This window comes from Rhizobium cerradonense, assembly GCF_030182455.1.
Taxonomy (GTDB): domain Bacteria; phylum Pseudomonadota; class Alphaproteobacteria; order Rhizobiales; family Rhizobiaceae; genus Rhizobium.
Genome location: NZ_JAQJCK010000002.1, coordinates 443,517 through 460,661 on the forward strand (window position 1 = coordinate 443,517; position 17,145 = coordinate 460,661).

Annotated in this window: 15 protein-coding genes and 1 tRNA gene; 2 read left to right on the top strand and 14 right to left on the bottom strand. The window is 60.3% G+C overall.

From position 1 onward, the window contains the following. Positions 1 to 71: 71 nt before the first annotated feature. The 10 genes from cydX to PH547_RS06365 all read right to left on the bottom strand — a co-directional run bounded on the left by cydX (position 72) and on the right by PH547_RS06365 (position 9,871). Positions 72 to 197 (bottom strand): cytochrome bd-I oxidase subunit CydX, encoded by a 126-nt coding sequence (gene cydX / locus PH547_RS06320; RefSeq protein WP_104823919.1) that lies wholly within the window; start codon positions 195 to 197, stop codon positions 72 to 74. A gap of 21 nt (positions 198 to 218) precedes the next feature. Further along, positions 219 to 1,373, bottom strand: coding sequence for a cytochrome d ubiquinol oxidase subunit II (cydB, locus tag PH547_RS06325; RefSeq protein WP_285167795.1), 1,155 nt, complete (start codon positions 1,371 to 1,373; stop codon positions 219 to 221). A gap of 5 nt (positions 1,374 to 1,378) precedes the next feature. Next, complete coding sequence (locus tag PH547_RS06330) at positions 1,379 to 2,980, bottom strand: cytochrome ubiquinol oxidase subunit I (RefSeq protein WP_285167796.1); 1,602 nt, start codon at positions 2,978 to 2,980, stop codon at positions 1,379 to 1,381. A gap of 79 nt (positions 2,981 to 3,059) precedes the next feature. Further along, a complete protein-coding gene (cydC, locus tag PH547_RS06335; protein ID WP_285167798.1) occupies positions 3,060 to 4,751 on the bottom strand; it encodes a thiol reductant ABC exporter subunit CydC in 1,692 nt (563 codons plus the stop codon). After that, positions 4,748 to 6,502 (bottom strand): thiol reductant ABC exporter subunit CydD, encoded by a 1,755-nt coding sequence (gene cydD, locus PH547_RS06340; RefSeq protein ID WP_285167896.1) that lies wholly within the window; start codon positions 6,500 to 6,502, stop codon positions 4,748 to 4,750. Before cydD ends, cydC begins: the two co-directional genes overlap by 4 nt. Before the next feature lie 3 nt (positions 6,503 to 6,505). Continuing rightward, positions 6,506 to 7,081, bottom strand: a complete 576-nt coding sequence (locus tag PH547_RS06345) for a GbsR/MarR family transcriptional regulator (protein ID WP_104823915.1) — start codon at positions 7,079 to 7,081, stop codon at positions 6,506 to 6,508. Positions 7,082 to 7,476: 395 nt separating this feature from the next. After that, positions 7,477 to 7,998 carry an arsenate reductase ArsC gene (locus PH547_RS06350; RefSeq protein ID WP_104823914.1) on the bottom strand — a complete coding sequence of 174 codons (522 nt, stop codon included), beginning with the start codon at positions 7,996 to 7,998 and terminating at the stop codon, positions 7,477 to 7,479. A 178-nt stretch (positions 7,999 to 8,176) separates the two neighbouring features. Next, positions 8,177 to 8,590: a DoxX family protein gene (locus PH547_RS06355; RefSeq protein WP_104823913.1), complete on the bottom strand. Its 414-nt coding sequence runs from the start codon at positions 8,588 to 8,590 to the stop codon at positions 8,177 to 8,179. 177 nt (positions 8,591 to 8,767) lie between these two features. Beyond that, positions 8,768 to 9,562 (bottom strand): polysaccharide deacetylase family protein, encoded by a 795-nt coding sequence (locus PH547_RS06360; RefSeq protein ID WP_245463882.1) that lies wholly within the window; start codon positions 9,560 to 9,562, stop codon positions 8,768 to 8,770. 147 nt (positions 9,563 to 9,709) lie between these two features. Continuing rightward, entirely contained in the window at positions 9,710 to 9,871 is a 162-nt protein-coding gene (locus PH547_RS06365; RefSeq protein WP_199773482.1) for a hypothetical protein, read from the bottom strand. Between the two features lie 249 nt (positions 9,872 to 10,120). Here PH547_RS06365 and PH547_RS06370 point away from each other — a divergent pair, with 249 nt between their 5' ends. Beyond that, the gene (locus PH547_RS06370) at positions 10,121 to 10,936 is read left to right on the top strand and encodes a DUF2971 domain-containing protein (RefSeq protein ID WP_158704487.1); all 816 of its coding nucleotides are present in this window, start codon (positions 10,121 to 10,123) and stop codon (positions 10,934 to 10,936) included. Between the two features lie 1,041 nt (positions 10,937 to 11,977). Here the strand turns inward: PH547_RS06370 and PH547_RS06375 are convergent. The 4 genes from PH547_RS06375 to xylF all read right to left on the bottom strand — a co-directional run bounded on the left by PH547_RS06375 (position 11,978) and on the right by xylF (position 15,680). Beyond that, positions 11,978 to 12,054, bottom strand: a tRNA-Arg gene (locus tag PH547_RS06375). Positions 12,055 to 12,220: 166 nt separating this feature from the next. Next, positions 12,221 to 13,003, bottom strand: a complete 783-nt coding sequence (locus PH547_RS06380) for an ATP-binding cassette domain-containing protein (RefSeq protein WP_104823870.1) — start codon at positions 13,001 to 13,003, stop codon at positions 12,221 to 12,223. Positions 13,004 to 13,018: 15 nt separating this feature from the next. Continuing rightward, a complete protein-coding gene (locus PH547_RS06385; RefSeq protein WP_104823869.1) occupies positions 13,019 to 14,347 on the bottom strand; it encodes a sugar ABC transporter permease in 1,329 nt (442 codons plus the stop codon). A gap of 292 nt (positions 14,348 to 14,639) precedes the next feature. Beyond that, positions 14,640 to 15,680, bottom strand: a complete 1,041-nt coding sequence (gene xylF, locus PH547_RS06390) for a D-xylose ABC transporter substrate-binding protein (protein ID WP_104823868.1) — start codon at positions 15,678 to 15,680, stop codon at positions 14,640 to 14,642. A 221-nt stretch (positions 15,681 to 15,901) separates the two neighbouring features. Between xylF and PH547_RS06395 the strand changes: the two genes are divergently transcribed. Continuing rightward, on the top strand, positions 15,902 to 17,143 hold the full coding sequence (locus tag PH547_RS06395; RefSeq protein ID WP_104823867.1) for an ROK family transcriptional regulator: 1,242 nt from the start codon (positions 15,902 to 15,904) through the stop codon (positions 17,141 to 17,143). Positions 17,144 to 17,145: the final 2 nt, after the last annotated feature.

Here is a 17,145-nt window from a genome sequence, read left to right on the forward strand (position 1 = left end):
TGTTTGTTCCATTGGAACCGAAATGTCGGGCCAGGCGCGACGAACCCGCGCCTGGCAAATCGGCAAAATCTTCAGGGAGCCTTCTTCGGCCCCCCTTGCGTCTTTGCATTGTCGTCGACGAGTTCATACCACATTGCATTGAGGACGGCGAAGGCAGCGGCTAGGGGGAAGCCGAGGAGCCAGGCGAAATACCACATGTTCTTTCTCCTTCTTTGAGATCAGTAGGCGTGGCCGCCCTTGTCGTTGACCGTCTCGGCGTCGATCTTGCCCCAGAGCACCCGGTAGACCCAGGCCGTATAGAGAAAGATGATTGGCAGGAAGATCAGCGACACGACCAGCATGATGAACAGTGTCATATGGCTGGACGACGCATCCCAGACCGTGAGGCTGGAGCGCGGGTCGAGCGAGGAAGGCAGGATGAAAGGAAACATCGAGACGCCGACCGTCGAAATGATGCCGAAGATGGCGAGTTTGCTGAAGAGCAGCGGTGTCACTTCACGGCGGGCAAGCATCGACAGAAGGGCTGCGATCGCGCCGAGGAAGCCGATGATTGGAGCGACCAGCATCCAGGGATGGCTGGCATAATTGCCGAGCCAGGCACCGGCCGTATGATCGACGGTTTTCAAAAGCGGATTGGACGGCCCGATCGGGCTGATCTCGCTGGTGATGCGGTAGCCATCGACGCCGTACCACAGGGCGAGGCCGCCGAGGGCAAAGAGCACGATCGTTGCGAGCGCCGCCAGGCTGCCATAGCTGCGGGCCCGCTCCGCTACGATGCCATTCGTCTTCAACTGCAGCCATGCCGCGCCATGCATGACGAGCATGGCGACGGAAAGCAGGCCGCAAACCAGTGCGTAAGGATTGAGCAGGCCGAAGAAGGAGCCTTCGTAATAGATCCTCATATCGTCGGCGAAGCGGAACGGCACACCCTGCAGCACATTGCCGACAGCGACACCGAAGATCAGCGAGGGGACGAAACCGCCGATGAACAGCGCCCAGTCCCAACCGGCCTTCCAGCGGGCGCTGTCCCGCTTGGCGCGATATTTGAAAGCCACCGGCCTGAGGATTAGTGCAAAGAGGATCGCGAACATCGCCAGATAAAAGCCGGAGAAGGAGACCGCATAAAGCGGCGGCCAGGCGGCGAAGATGGCGCCGCCGCCGAGGATCAGCCAGACCTGATTGCCTTCCCAGGTCGCGCCGATCGAATTGATGGCGATGCGCCGTTCGGTATCTGTCCTGGCAACGAAGGGCAGGAGCGTGCCGACGCCGAGGTCGAAGCCGTCGGTCACCGCAAAGGCGATCAGCAGAACGCCGAGCAGCAGCCACCAGATGACACGCAGGGTTTCGTAGTCGATCAATTCATGAAGGATCATGGTGGTTACTCCGCAGCGGGAACGAGGGTTTCGGAAATGAGGTCGGCTTCCGGCTCGTCATCCGGTTCCGGGCCCTTGCGAATGGCCTTCACCATCAGCGTCATCTCGATGACGATCAGCACGGTGTAGAGCGCAGCGAAGCCGAGCAGGGTGAGAAGCACGCTACCGGCTCCGAGATTGGAGACGGCGGCGGCGGTTGGCAGCACGCCTTCGATAACCCAGGGCTGGCGGCCGAACTCGGCGACGACCCAGCCGACTTCGATGGCAACCCAAGGCAGCGGAATGGCAAGAACGGCGATCCTCAGCAACAGGGGGTAACGGTCGAGCTGGCGGCGGGCCGAGAGCCAGAAGAAGGTTACCGTCAGCAGGATGAAGAACATGCCGAGGCCGACCATGATGCGGAAGGACCAGAAAAGGGTCGGCACGTTCGGAATGGTATCGCGGGCGGCCTGATCGATCTGGGCGTCGGTCGCCTGGCGGGGATCGTCGACATAGCGCTTCAGAAGCAGGGCGTAGCCGAGCTCATGACCGATATCCTCGAAGGAGGCGCGCGCCTGCTCAGTGGAGGTGTCCTGCGCCGTCGTACCGGCGGCGGCCGGTTGGGCGGCGCGGATCTTCATCAGCGCGTCATAGGCCTTGATGCCGTCGCGGATGCGGATCTTCGCCTGCTCCTCAAGCTGGGTGATGCCGGGGATTTCGGTGGTCAGCGAACGAGTGCCGATCAGGCCCATGACCCACGGAATGTGCACGGCATAATGGGTCTCGCGCGCCTGCTGGTCCGGAAAGCCGAAAGCCGTAAAGGCGGCGGGCGCCGGCTCGGTTTCCCACATGGCTTCGATCGCAGCGAGCTTCATCTTCTGATGCTCGGTGGACAAATAGCCGCTTTCGTCGCCGAGGACGACGACCGAAAGAGCCGAAGCCAGGCCGAAGGAAGCGGCAACCGTCATCGAGCGCTTGGCAATCTCGATGTGGCGTCCCTTCAGCATGTACCAGGCCGAAACGCCGAGCACGAAGATCGAGGCGCAGACATAGCCGGCCGATACGGTGTGAACGAACTTCGCCTGGGCGACGGGATTGAAGACGACATCGAAGAAGCTGGTGATCTCCATACGCATCGTCTGCGGATTGAGTGCCGAACCGACGGGATTCTGCATCCAGCCATTGGCGATGAGGATCCAGAGGGCGGAGAAGTTGGAGCCGAGCGCGACCGCCCAGGTGGCTACGAGATGCCCGACCTTGGAGAGCTTCTCCCAACCGAAGAAGAACAGGCCGACGAAAGTCGCCTCTAGGAAAAAGGCCATCAGCCCTTCGATCGCCAGCGGCGCTCCGAAGATATCGCCCACATAGTAGCTGTAATAACTCCAGTTCATGCCGAACTGGAATTCCATGACGATGCCGGTGGCGACGCCAAGGACGAAGTTGATGCCGAACAGCGTGCCCCAGAATTTGGTCATCTGGCGCCAGATCTGCCGCCCGGTCATGACATAGGTCGTCTCCATGATGGCAAGCAACACGGAGAGGCCGAGCGTCAGCGGCACGAACAGGAAGTGATAGAGCGCCGTCATGGCGAATTGCAGGCGCGATAGCGCCACGATGTCGAGTTCCATAGTCTTTCTCCCACGGTCCCACGGGGTTTAGTCTGTACGCGCTATTCGACGCGCCGTTTTTGTACGTTCAGTTTGCGCCTCAGTCCGGCCGCAGCCGGTTCAGGATGGCGTCGAATTCTGGTTCGCCGCGCCGCGCCGTTGCCGTGACTCGGCCGCGTTCGAGCATGACGATGCGGTCGGCGATCGCGGCTTCGCGGCGTATGTGAGTGGCGATGACGAGGCTGCGGCCAGTGGCATTGCCGGCGATCTCACGCAAAACGGCGCGCGCGGTGTCGCCATCGAGCCCTTCCGTCGGTTCGTCGAACAGCCAGAGCGGCGTGTCGCGTAGGAAAAGCCGGGCAAGTGCCAGCCGGCGCGATTGACCGCCCGAGAGGCCGATACCGCCTTCGCCGAGGCGGGCCGAAAGCCCTTTTGGCAAAGCCTTGATGTCGGCAAGCAGGCCTGCGGCCTCCAGCACCTGAAGAAGCCGTTCGTCGCTTGCATGCGGGTCGGCGAGCAGCAGGTTGCCGCGGATCGTATCATCGAAGAGCTCGGTGCGTTGCGTCAGCGTCGTCGCCTTGACGCCGGTAATCGTGCCGGATGCCGGAGCGATCTCGCCAGCAAGCAGAGCCAATATCGTGGATTTTCCGGCGCCGCTGGCACCGACAAGAGCAATCCGCTCGCCGGTGGCCAGCGACAGGGAAAGGGCCTCGATTGCCCGATGCCGGGCGCTTTCGTACCTGGCGCTAACGGCCTCTAGCTGGAATGCATAACCTTCGTGCGGCCGTGCGATCTGAGAGGCTGCCTTTTCCGGGGCGAGGCGCGGGGCAATACGCTTGACGGCAAGCAGCGTGCGGCCGAGTTCCAACGCGCCACGACGCAATGCCGCGAAAGGTTCCGTGGCGGCAAAGGCAACAAGCAAACCGAAGGCGGCGGCCGGAGCGCCGATGACGCCCTGCTTTGCCAGAATGGCGACAGTCAGAAGCGTGGCTGTCAGCAGAAGTGTCGAGGCGAGCGAGAAGCCGACGCCCACGGCGTTTTCGATCCTGTTCAACGCATGGTCTGCTTCCGCGAGCCGCCGGTCGGCATTGCCGATGGCGATGCGTTGCGCCTGCAGGCGGCCAGTCATGGCGAGATCCGTCTGGCCGGCGATCAGATCGATGATACGCGCGCGGAGCGCTTCCATCGTGTGGGCACGGCGGCGTCCGGGCTTCATTGCCATCCGACCGGCGATCAAGGGGATGCCGAGGCCGGTGGTGACGAGCCAAAGGCCGACCAAGGTCCCGAAGAGCGGCTGCATTAGACCCAGCGCAATGCCAACGGCGAGCGCCGACAGCAGAGCGACGCCTGCCGGCAGCAGCACCCGCAGGTAAAGCGAATCCAGCGCATCGATGTCGGCCGTGAGCCGGAACAGCAGCTTGGCCGGTCGGCGCATCATGGCCGCGGCGCTGCCGGGCGTTGCCCAGCCGCGAAAGAGCCTTTCGCGCAATGCCGCGAGAACGCGCAGGGTCACGTCATGGGTCACCAGCCGCTCGCCATAGCGTGCCGCCGTGCGGCCGATCGCGAGCAGGCGGATGCCGGCCGATGGCGCGAAGACGTCGAAGACGATGGCAGTTGCAGCCGAACCACCCGCAAGCGCGGTCGCCGTGATGAACCAGCCGGAGAGGCCAAGCAAACCGACGCCGGCCAATACGGCTAGTGCCGACAGCGCCGCGCCGAGACAGAGACCGCGTCCGCGTTCGGCATGGAACAGGCGGATAACCGGGAGAAGCATTGAGAGGCTCCGTCTCATGCCGCAATCTCCTTGTGATGGGGTTCAAGCCGAATGGTGCGGTCGAGGCGTGATGCGAGCAGCGGATCGTGTGTCGCGACGATCAGTGTCCGTCCCTTCGCCAGGGCCAACAAAGCTTCGGTCACCTCGGCGGCGGTGGCGGCGTCGAGATGGGCGGTCGGTTCGTCCGCGAGAATGATGCCGGCCGCACGGTTGGCGGCCACGCGGGCCAGTGCCAGCCGGAGCGCTTCGCCGCCGGAAAGGCCAAGGCCGCTTTCGCCGACCGCGGCGATCTCGTTTGCAGCAATCACGGTGTCCAGGCGCACGGCACGCAGCGCATCGTCGATGGCGCCGTCGTCAATATCGGCGCGTCCAAGGCCGATATTTCTCTTCAGGCTGCCGGAGAAAATATGCGGCCGTTGTCCAATCCAGGCCATGCGCTGGCGAAGGGGAGCGGCACTGTTCTTCGTCAGCGGGACGCCGCCGATCCTGATCACACCGGCTTCCTGTGGCGCAAGTCCCGCGATCAAGGAGAGGATAGTGGTCTTGCCGGAGCCACTCGCACCCCAAAGGGCAACATGTTCTCCGGCCGCAACGTTGAGGCAGAGATCGTCGACTACAGCCGGAAGATCCGGTGCGTAGCGGAAGATGAGCCTGTCGATCTGCACGGAGGGAGCCGCAAGCACCATCCTGTCGTCGCTGGCGTCTTGTTCATCGGCATCGAGAATAGCAGTTCCTTGCGAGGACAGAGCGTCGAGTGCTGCGAGCGCCGCTTCGCCATTGGCGCGATCATGCCAAACGGCCGAAAGTTCGCGTAAGGGTTCGAAAAAGGCCGGTGCGAGCAGAAGGATGAAAAGCCCTTGCGCCAGGCTCAGCCGGCCATGCCACGTACCGACATCGACCGAGCCCAGCAGGCTGAAGCCGATGTAAACGGCTGTTGCCGCAACACCCAGGGCAGCGAAAAGCTCGAGAACGGCGGAGGACAGAAAGGCGATCTTCAATACTGCCATCGTGCGCTTTCGCAGAGAGTCCGCATCGGCGCGCAACCGTGTGGCCGTAATATCGACGGCACCGAGCGCCCGGATCGTCGCAAGCCCACGCAGGCGATCGAGCAGAAAGGCGTTGAGGCCACCGGTTTCGGCCAGTTGCTTTTCACTGGCAGCCTTGGCGCGCCAGCCGATCAAAGCCATGAAAATCGGAATGAGCGGTGCTGTGACAAGCAGAATGAGCCCCGCGATCCAGGAAACGGGAAAGACGCAGGCGAGGATGACGAGGGGTACCGCGCTCGCCTTCATGCGCGCCGGCCGGAAACGGGCGAGATAGGGAACGATCGCCTCGGCCTGTTCGCCGACGACGCTCGCGGCGAGACCGGAGGCCGGCTTGCCGATATCAAGGGGCGAGCGGGCAACGAGTGCCGCAACGGCGCGATTACGCCGCGATGTCAGCTCGTCTCTCGCCGTGCGGAAGGCGACACGTGCGCCGGCGGCATCAAGAGCGGCGCGAACAAAGCCAAACGCCAGTACCGCCAGCGCTGCCCACACCACGTCCATCGTGCTGCCGCCGTCGCTTATGACGCCGATGCTGAAGGCGAGGAGGGTTGCCTGCGGAATCCAGATCAGCGCTGCCGCGGTCTGCAGGCCTGCGGCAAGCAAAAGCCCCGCGGGCTTTCGACTCCGGGCGGTTTGACTTCGTCTCGCAGCCGGCGTCGCATCGGGCACCGCCTTCTGGGTTTCTTCCGGAGTGAGATCAGGATCGAAGAAAGCCGCAGTCATCATTCAATCCTCTTTTGTCGTTTTGGAACGGCGGCGGCCGAGCGAGACGACGCGGTCCTTGGCCTCCAGCAGCTTCGTTACCTTCGAGCCGAGCAACAGGAGGGTCGCGAGCCGCTCGGTCTCCAACTGCTTGACGTCCTCGTACCAGTTGGTCAGGCGCTCGATCAGGCCGTACATCTCGCTCATCCGCCCCTGCGCATAGCGTTCGGTGTCGCTTGCCGGCTGCTGCATCAGGATTTCGCGCAGCATCGAGAGCGTCGGATCGACCTCGCGCTTCTTGCGCTCTTCAGCGAGCGTGCGCAGGATCTGCCAGACATCATCCGGCGTCGTGAAGAAGTCGCGGCGGTCGTCGGGCTTGTGCTTGAGGAGCACGAGGTTCCAAGTCTGCAATTCGCGCAAGCTCATGGAGACGTTCGAACGGGAAATGCCGAGGGCTTCGACGATTTCCTCCGCGCAAAGCGGTGCCGGGGAGACGAAGAGCAGGGCATAGATCTGTCCGACCGTGCGGTTGATGCCCCAGCGCGAACCCATTTCCCCAAAATGAAGCACAAAGGATTGTACGAGAGGCGGAAGATTCATGGTGATACCTCGTTGTCAGTGATTTCAGAAATTTCTGAAATCACTGTAACTATAAGCCGGCCTGCTTTTCAATCAGTGTGTCACCCATGCGTCAATCTGCGCGAGCAAACCGATTGCCGGTTTCATTGCTTCCAGACGAATTCTTTGCTCGTCGCTGACCCATGCCGCTGCCCGCTTCCGGAGCCGCGGCTCGCCGGTCTGCAATTGATCTATGTCAAGGGCACACATAAGTCTGCGATACATGTAACCTCCTGGTGCAGAGCCAAGCTCACCGGATTTTTCATGCCTCGGTTATGCAGGTTTGGAACGCGACAGCTTTGACCGAAGTCAAAGCCTTCGCTCGTCAACTACCCCGTCTGCGCAACGTGATCATGCGCAGCAAAATATCGTGCCGTTTAGGCCCGCAACGATGTCGAGCCTTCCATCTGGCCGATCTCCTGTAGATGCGCTGCCACCGCCAGCCGGTCGATCGTTGCAATCGGCAGGTTGACCAGAAGCATGATCCGATTTTTAAGGTAGCGAGCGGCCTGCGCAAAGGCGCGGCCTTTGTCCAATTCGGAGCCTTCCACCTTGGAGGGATCCTCGATGCCCCAATGCGCGGAAGCGGGATGGCCGGGCCATATCGGGCAGACTTCGCCTGCTGCGTCATCGCAGACGGTGATGATGAAATCCATGTGTGGCGCGCCCGGCCCGGCAAAGACATCCCAGCTCTTCGAACTGAAGCCGGAAGAGGGATAGCCCAAGGCTTCGAGTGTTTTTACGGCCCAAGGATTTATCTGGCCTTTGGGAAAGCTGCCGGCCGAAAAGGCTCGAAAGCGACCCTTGCCTTCAGTGTTCAAGATCGATTCAGCAAGGATTGAACGGGCCGAATTGCCCGTGCAAAGAAATAGAACATTATAGACGTGATCATTGCTCATTGCGCTTTCTCCCCCCAGGTCCCGAGTAAAGCAGATGATAGTCACAGCAGCCGATATGCGGATTTCCCGATGGTAGGCGGCGCCCCTCATTCAGGAAGCGCGCCAACCTTCGGAAGCATCGCGGCAACTATACACTATAAGGCGAGAGATGCGTCACTCTTGAAGAAAACGGTTGCGATCAGATGCCGGTCTCAGACCGCAATATGCCGACGCGAACGGCCAATTTTTCTCCGGGACCGTGAACTGCCGCAAAGAGCAGGCCGGCGAGAAAGGTGAAATGATCGATGAAGAAGCCAAATTCCGCTTGAGCGCCGGTCCAGCGGTTTGGCCCGTGGAAGCTGAAGGCAAGGAAGATGACGTAGATGCCGGCAAGCAGCGCGGCTTCGGAGAAGAAGGCTCCCGTCAGCAGGCAGATCGCCAGCGCACTTTCGAAGAAGGCGGCGATCCAGGCGAGGAACAGCGGCAGCGGAAAACCGGCCGATGCGATATAATCCGCCGTCGATTGCATGCCCGCGAATTTGAAGGCGGCCGCCATCACGAAGACGGCTCCGAAGATCAATCTGGCTAGGCAGATTGCGATTGTCTTGCCCATGTCTATATCCTCCGTTGTTCGACTCTTCGGCGATCCATATTACGGTATCGCCGATCTCATCCCAGGACGGAAGACAGGCCGTGTTTCCGACACGCTGCGGGAAATGTTTTTGCGTTGGCGGTTGGATCGCGTGATCCGAACATCTCATGATGCCCGGTTGGCGTTGCGTAACCAAAATTACTTTGACGATGAACGGATGAAGGTTCCGGTATAGGGGTTCGGGTCATATTGCTTTATGTCGCCAAACGTGTAGCCCCTTTGCTTCAATTGCCGGATGAGGGCTCTAAGCTTTTCCTTGCCGTCGAACCGATCCTGAAACATCTCATCATGCATCAAGAGGATCATCTCATTGCGTTTCATGAACCGGCCATAGGCGAAGAGGTGATCGATTTCGCTGAGCAGGAGATCGACGGATTGCACAGGTTTTCCGTCTCCCGAATGCGCCCATTCGAAGTCCCAGCCATAGATCAGGAATTTCATTGCGGCCACATAGTCATAATCGACCACCTCGCGCTCGTAGCGGGCGGGATCCATTGAAAGATCGTCCTTGGAATAGTCGATCAGGCGAAAGACATCGCGTCCGGGCAGGCGGGCATAGACCCAGGGCGTCAGGCCAAGCACGGTATTGGCCTTGAGCATATCCGCGACGACGGCGTCGGTGTTGGAATAATAGTCTCTATAGTGATTGTTGGCGTGGCTGTAGCTGTGGTTTCCAACTGTGACCAAAGGCAGGGTCTTGGCGCGCATCAGCAGCGCCCTTTGTTCGGCGCTGGATTCGACATGAAGCCCGACCATGAACATCGCCGCCGGAACCTGCTCTTCGGCGAGGACATCCAGAACATTCGCCGTCCCCGACAATGGCCCGTCATCGAAGGTCAGATAGACAACCCGCCCGGCCGCATCGGCCGACAAGGGGCTACAAAGCAAGGCGAGCGCGGACAGCATCGTGCGAAGGTAATTCCCAATGGACATGGATAGCGCCCCTCGTTTCCCGGCTCGTTATCGCATGTCTACGGCGGCAGTTCCATTGGGACTGCTTTATCGTCTCCTCATCGGGGGAGGCGCCGGCACGAAGATGTCGAAGTTCGAACCGGCGAAGCTGATGGATGCGGGGTCCAGTTACGACTTCCGATTGGCTGAAGCTGGATGAGGAGCGATCGCCTGCGCGGCGTCCATGCTGTTGAAGAGTTCCTGAACGAGCTGCGTTATCCGCTCCGGGGGTGTCCCCTTGGCGCGTTCTTCTTCGATCCGGCGTCTGACGAGCATTTCCAAATTCGACATATCTATCATCTCCGTTATCCGGCGCGACAGAAGTGTCATCCTCAACGGGCGGAGAGGCAAGTTACGGTTTGTTCATGGATGTTGGGGGATTACGCTTGCCACGCTGGCCGGCCCACCAAGCGGCCTGAACGTGATATCGGAATGCGCCACGTTCAAGAGAAACGTCGCCGCCAGTGCTATTCTCAACTCTGGATATACCACTGTGAAGAAGCCAGCCAACCGCCGGCATTTCGAGGACGAGGACAAGAGATGAAGCTGTATCACTACACGACGTTTCCTGGTGCTCTTGGGATACTCGGGTCGAGGTCGATGTGGGCGTCCTGCATTCATTTTCTGAACGACAAGGAAGAGTTCCGGCACGGAATTATCCTTGCTTCAGGGATTGCGGAAAGCCTGATCGAGACGCAAGGACCAAATGGAAAGCGATTGCTGGAGAAGATTATTCAAATCCTTCCAGCACTTGCGCGAAACTTCGTCTGCGTTGCCTCCTTTGCCGAGGATGGCGACTTGCTTAGCCAATGGAGGGGATATGCCGTGCCGGGTGGCGTTTCCCTGGGCTTTCAAAAGTCCGCACTGGAAGCAGCGGCGGAACTGCACGGCTTCAAGCTCCTGAAATGCATTTACGGCGATCGTGACAAAGTCGATCTCATCACTGACTACCTGAACATGTTCCTGCAGAACATCGAGACCCTCGAAAACGCAGAGAGTAAAGACATTTGGAACCTTGCCGAGGGCTGGGTCGCGGCTTTCCATGTCTATGCCTCAAGCTTCAAAGATCAGAGCTTCGCGGAGGAGAATGAATGGCGGCTGATCTCAGATCCCATCCCGATAGACCATTCTCAGGTCGCCGTCCGGCCGGGACCTGGCCTTCCCATCCCCTATTTCGATCTCCCGCTGCAGCAAGCGACTGTCGATCGGCAAATCGACCTGGGTTTGGACTCAATTGTGATCGGGCCTCATCGCGAACAGGAATTGGCGGAGAATGCCCTTCGTATCGCTGCCGCAACCAAAAATATCCGCGTCGAGAAATTCACGCGTTCGGCTATTCCATATCGGAGTGTTTAGGTGGGGCGTGAGAAACCTATCCACCATTTCGCTGTGCCAAAGTTAGCGCCGATCATCGCAACGCGTCGATCACCTTCGCTTCTGGTTTGGCAGTGCAGGCTTTGTCGAGAGTATCCCCGAACTTGCTTTCTTTGAGCGCGCCAAGCTTTGGGTCGCTTCTCGTGGCATCGTACAAAGCCGAGATTATATCGAGCATGCCCTGGTGGCTGCTCGAATTATACTCTTTGCAGGTCACAGTGGCTGGGTCGACAGTAGCCGCGCGAAGGGCGACAGCGCGAGCGTGACGAAGACGAACGATAATGCAAGGATGCGAACCATCTGCCTCTCCATCGTAAGGTGACCGATCCAGGCGACAAACGCTACCCTACCAGATTTCGCGGCAGATGTCCGTGGGGGCTAACCGACATATCCGCGAGATTATGCAGGCACCCGAGCGTTGCGAGCCACCGCCGTCCGCCTCGCTTTCTGCTGCAGATCGACCTGCCAGGACCCATGTCCATCACACGGAAATCCGAATAGCCTCTAGTTTTCACTCGATACGAAATCGAATAACATCTCCGTCTATTACAGATGGTCAAAGAGCATAAGGGATGTCTATGCAGCCGATCCACAACGGGCTCACGAGGGCAGTTGCCCTGGGCATTCTGATTATTTTTCCCGCTGTTTTCTTTGTTTCCTGCTCGACGGTCGGCGGAACCGGCGGCTCATCTCGTCCGGTAACCGCGAGCAAATCGGCAGATCCCGCCAACGCCAAAGACAAAGCGGCCGAACGTCGGCGATGGGAAGAGAGAGTCCAAAGAGATAATCAGCTAGATCCAAGCGGGTCAACACCCGGTTCCTATGGCTCTTTCGGTCCTCGTCTCAGTTGGTGAGTGATGGATTTTCAAATTGCTCTGTTCATGTCCGAACCCGATTGAACGGATTTTCATTCAACAATGAGCGGCTACTGGTACCGTGGCGGATAGATTTCGAGCAGCACGGGCGAAGAACCGTAAGCTGACTACTACCGAAAATATTGCAGATGAATCAATACGTTAGAAATGGCGCACCCGACAGGATTCGAACCTGTGACCTTTGGAATCGGAATCCAACACTCTATCCAGCTGAGCTACGGGTGCATGCCTTAGGCGGTTTGACTCGCCTGTCCGATGAGGTGGTTCTTAGCCCAGGAAGCGTTTGGCTTCAATGCGGAAAATGCGGGAAACCACATATCGGTTTGTGTGAATGAAACAAGGCCGCGATTGTTAGGGCTCGCGGCCTTGTTGTTTGCTTAGGATATCGGGCTCAGCTCTTCATCGCGCCGGGGCCGGGGATGGCTTTGGGGGGGACCTTGCCGAGGATGATCATGCCGAGGACTTCGTCCTTGGTGACATCCTCTGTGCGGGCGTGGCCGACGACCTGGCCGTTCTTCATCACCGAGACGCGGTCGGCTAGGTCGAAGACATCGTGGATGTCGTGGCTGATGAGGAAGATGCCGATGCCGTCCTTCTTCAGTTGCTTGATCAGGTCGCCCACCTGCGCGGTTTCCTGAGGGCCGAGCGCAGCCGTCGGCTCGTCCATGATCAGGATGCGGGCGTTGAAGAGGATGGCGCGGGCGATCGCCACCGACTGGCGCTGGCCGCCGGAGAGCGCCTTCACCGGCTCCTTGAAGCGCTTGAAGTTGGGATTCAGGCGACCCATCACCTTGCGGGCCGAAGCCTCCATGGCGACGTCGTCGAGCGTGCCCCAGCGCGTCTGCAGCTCGCGGCCAAGATAAAGATTGGCGGCGGCGTCGACATTGTCGGCGACGGCGAGCGTCTGGTAGATCGTCTCGATGCCGTATTTCTTGGCGTCGCGGGGCGTGCGGATATCGGCCGGTTCGCCGTTGATCAGAATATCGCCGCTGTCGCGCTTGTAGGCGCCGGACAGAATCTTGATCAGCGTCGACTTGCCGGCGCCATTATGGCCGAGCAGCGCCACGACTTCGCCGGGGTAGAGATCCACCGAGGCATTGTCGACGGCGTGAATACCGCCGAAGGAGATGGAAATGTTCCTCATTTCCACAAGCGGAGTGGTTTGATCCGTCATGGTTCAGAATTCCTTTTACTTGGCGCGCGAGCGGTAGACGATGTCAAGCCAAACGGCGACCACCAGGACAATGCCCACGACGACGTTCTGAATTGGCGTATCGACATTGGCGAGACCCATGCCCGATTGCAGCGATTGCATGACCAGGGCGCCGATCATGGCGCCGGCGACGGTGCCGCTGCCGCCGGCAAGCGAGGTGCCGCCGATAACGGCCGCGGCGATGGTGAAGAGCTCGTAGGTCGTGCCCTGCGAGTTGACGGCCGAGTTGAGGCGCGCCGTGGAAATCGCGGCCGAGACGGCGGCGAGGAAGCCCATCAGCGCGAAGATCTTCACGATGACCCAGCGGGTCTTGATGCCGGCGAGTTCGGCGGCTTCCGGATTGCCGCCGATCGCGAAGACATAGCGGCCGAAGCGCAGGCGCGTGGCGATGAAGGTCATCACGATGCCGATGGAGACGGCGATGAGGACGGGGACGGCGATGCCGTAGGGAATGTTCAATCCCGTTTCCGGCCAGGCAATATTATGGTCCGTGGCGTAGCGCTTGGCGATGCCGATCGGCCAATAATAGCTGTTGAAGAGATAGACCGTGCCGAGGACGAGCAGGGAGCCGAGGGCAGCAAGGAAATATTCCGCCCAAAGCGGACGGCGCGGAAAGTGAAAGCGCTTTCTTTGCTGGCGCGAGCTGATGATGCCGACGATGATCAGCAGGCAGGAGATCACACCCACCACCCAGCTCCAGGTCGCGCCGATCGAACCGGTGGCGCCGCCGCCGCCCATGACGACGAAGGTGGAGTCCATCGGTGCCACGGTCTGGCCGCTGGTGACATACCAGGCAAGGCCGCGCCAGACGAGAAGCCCGCCGAGCGTGACGATGAAGGAGGGGACATTCATGAAGGCGGTGATCGCGCCCTGGAAGGCGCCGATGGCCGTGCCGATCGCCAGGCCGCAGATCAGCGTGATGATCCAGGTCCAGGAACTGTCGAAGCCGAGATATTGCGGCAGCCACTTGGCCTGGATGACGCCCATGATCATGGCGACGAAGCCAAGCAGCGAGCCGACCGAAAGATCGATGTTGCGCGTGACGATGACCAGCACCATGCCGGTTGCGAGGACCGCGATTTCGCAGGTCTGCACCGAAAGGTTCCAAAGGTTTCTGGCGGTGAGGAATTCCCGGCCGTCGAATATCCGAAGATAAAGATCGAAGCCGATCCAGATGATCAGCAGCGCTCCGATCATGCCGAGCAGGCGGGTATCGATTTCGGTGGCACGCAGGAACCGGGTGATTGCTCCGGCTTCTGCATTGCGGGGACCGCTCGATGTTGTGGACTGTGTCATGTCGGCCATCGCTTTGCCGTTCTCCCACTGTTGGGCGCGGCCAGCGATGCATTCTAGGCTATCGCCGGCAGGACTGCGCCAATCTCAAAAATGCGTCATCGCCTCTGTGGCCGGTCTTCACCCGGTCCCGATGACCGCCATCCGGCAGGTCAATGGGATATGCGATGGCGCAGCACGATGCGGGAAGCCTGGTCTCCGACTGCAAGGGAGAGTTGTCCGCTCCTGATCCGCATTCGACGCCGCAACGGAGTGTGCCGCTGCGGCGTCGCTATTATGATCGGGTCAACCGTTCACGGGCAGCTTATTTGCAGGCTGCAACGGTGCCGGCCTTGACGCCCTGGCAAGCTTCAGCCTTGCTGATCCAGCCGGCGTCGATGACGACGTTCAGATTGTCCTTGGTGATTGGCTGCGGGGTCAGGAATACCGACTTCATGGCAACGTGCTTCGAGCCGCCGCTGAAGGTCTGGACGCCGTTGATCTGGTCCATGGACTTGCCGTTGGCGAGATCGATGGCGATTTCGGCAGCGCGCTTGCCGAGCTCACGGGAGTCCTTCCAGATGGAGACGGTCTGCGTGCCGAGCGCGATGCGGTTCAGAGCTGCCTTGTCGGCGTCCTGGCCGGAAACCGGAACGGAACCTGCGAGGCCCTGTGCGTCGAGAGCAGCAACGGCGCCGCCGGCGGTGCCGTCGTTGGAGGCGACGACTGCATCAACCTTGTTGTTGTTGGCGGTCAGGAACTGCTCCATGTTGCGCTGCGCGTTCTGCGGCAGCCAGCCGTCCGTGTAGGCTTCACCGACGTTCTTGATCTTGCCGGCGTCGATGGCGGGCTTCAGCACTTCCATCTGGCCGGAGAACAGGAAGTCGGCGTTCGGGTCGGACGACGAGCCCTTGATGAAGACGTAGTTGCCTTCCGGCTTGGCCTTGAGGATTTCGCGAGCCTGCATGCGGCCCACTTCCTTGTTGTCGAAGGTGATGTAGAAGGCGGCCGGATTTTCGATCAGGCGGTCGTAGCCGACAACCGGAATGCCTTCGTCGGCGGCCTTTTCAACGGCCGGGCCGATGGCGTCGGAATCTTGAGCGAGAATGATGAGAGCGTTGGCGCCCTGGGAAATCAGGGATTCAACGTCGGTCAACTGCTTGGAAGCGGACGACTGGGCGTCAGCGGAAATGTACTTGGCGCCAACCGCAGCAAGGGCCTTCTTGATGGCCGCTTCGTCGGTCTTCCAACGCTCTTCCTGAAAGTTCGACCAGGAAACGCCGACGACGAGATCCTTCGCGAAGGCCGCCGTCTGCATGGTCAAAACGATGGCCGCACCGGCAGCCAGCTTAATAAAAGCTCTCATATTATCCTCCCGAGTGAATGCGACCGCACGTGCCCTGAGCTCCCGCCGGCCGCCGCGATAACGCTGACGAGAAAGGTTCGGATTTTTTTCTCGACAGTCGAGAAATTTAGTGTCAGAGATTTTTTCACCTGTCAACACCCGCATCCCCAGGTTTAATCGACCGTTGAAAGGGGCCGGGTGGAGATGGGGAGAGGAGGGTGGAATGAGCGGGAGGCTTGATAATGCTGGCCAAATCGAGCACCGAATTGGTCCGCCAGAAAAACAGTGTTCTGGTGCTGACGGCGCTGCGCCGTCACGGTCCGCTCGCCCATACGGAACTTTCTGATTTCACCAAGCTTTCCTCGGCGACGATATCGGTCATCACCACCGATCTGGAGCGGGCGCAGATCATCGAGAAGGCGGAGCAACAGGCCGCCGGAGGACGCGGCCGGCCGCGCGTGCTTTTTTCGCAGCGGCGCGATTGCGGCTATCTGATCGTCGTCATCATTTCATCGGATGCGGTGCAATATTCGCTTGTGGATTATGCCGGCCGGCTGATCGACCGCTTCACGGAGGCGAGACAGCAGAACGTCTCGGGTGCCGGCTCTTTCGTCATCGGTCTGCGCGATGCCTTGAACCGGATCGTCGCCCGCTCGCGATTGCCGCGCGACAAGGTCCTGATGATTTCGATCAGCAGCAAGGGTCTCGTCGAGAGCTCGGAGCCGGTGCTGCGCTGGTCGCCGATCTTCGGGCGCGAGCAGATCGATTTTGCCGCAGTGCTGCGCGACGAATGGTCAGCGAAAATCATCCTCGGCAACGAGACTCAGCTCGTCGCCGCTGCCGTCGGCCGCCAGGAGGAGAATAAAAAAGGGCGCGACTTCCGGGCGCTTGCCGCGCTCTCGCTCGGCCACAGCATCGGTCTCGGCATCGTGCGCCGCGGCGAGGAAGGAAAGCACGAAATATCGGCGCCGAATTTCGGCCATATGCTGCATATGTCGGGCGGCGGTCTCTGTCGCTGCGGCTCGCGCGGCTGCATCGAAGCCTATGCCGGCTTCTATGCCATTCTGCGCGCGGCTTTCGATGTGCCGCTGGATACCATCCCGGCGAAATTCGTGCCGATCGCCGAACTCGACAAGATCGCAGCCAGCGCCCGGCAAGGCAGCCGCCGCAACATCCACGCCTTCCGGCAGGCGGGATTGGCGCTCGGCAACGGCTTGTCGCGCGTGCTCAGCCTGCATGAAAGCATGCCGATCGCGATCACCGGGCCGGGGACGCGCTATTATGACCTATTGTTGGAGGGCATTTCCGAGGGGCTGGCGGAATCGCATGTCGTGCGAATGGAGGGCATGCCGGAGCTGCGGGTGGTGGCGGACGAGCCGACGCTGGTGTTCGAAGGGCATCTCAACCGCGCGCTGGCGATGATGGACGACGACATCGTCAGATCTGGGGTTGCCGTTACGGAATTGCATGGCCAAACTGGTTGAGG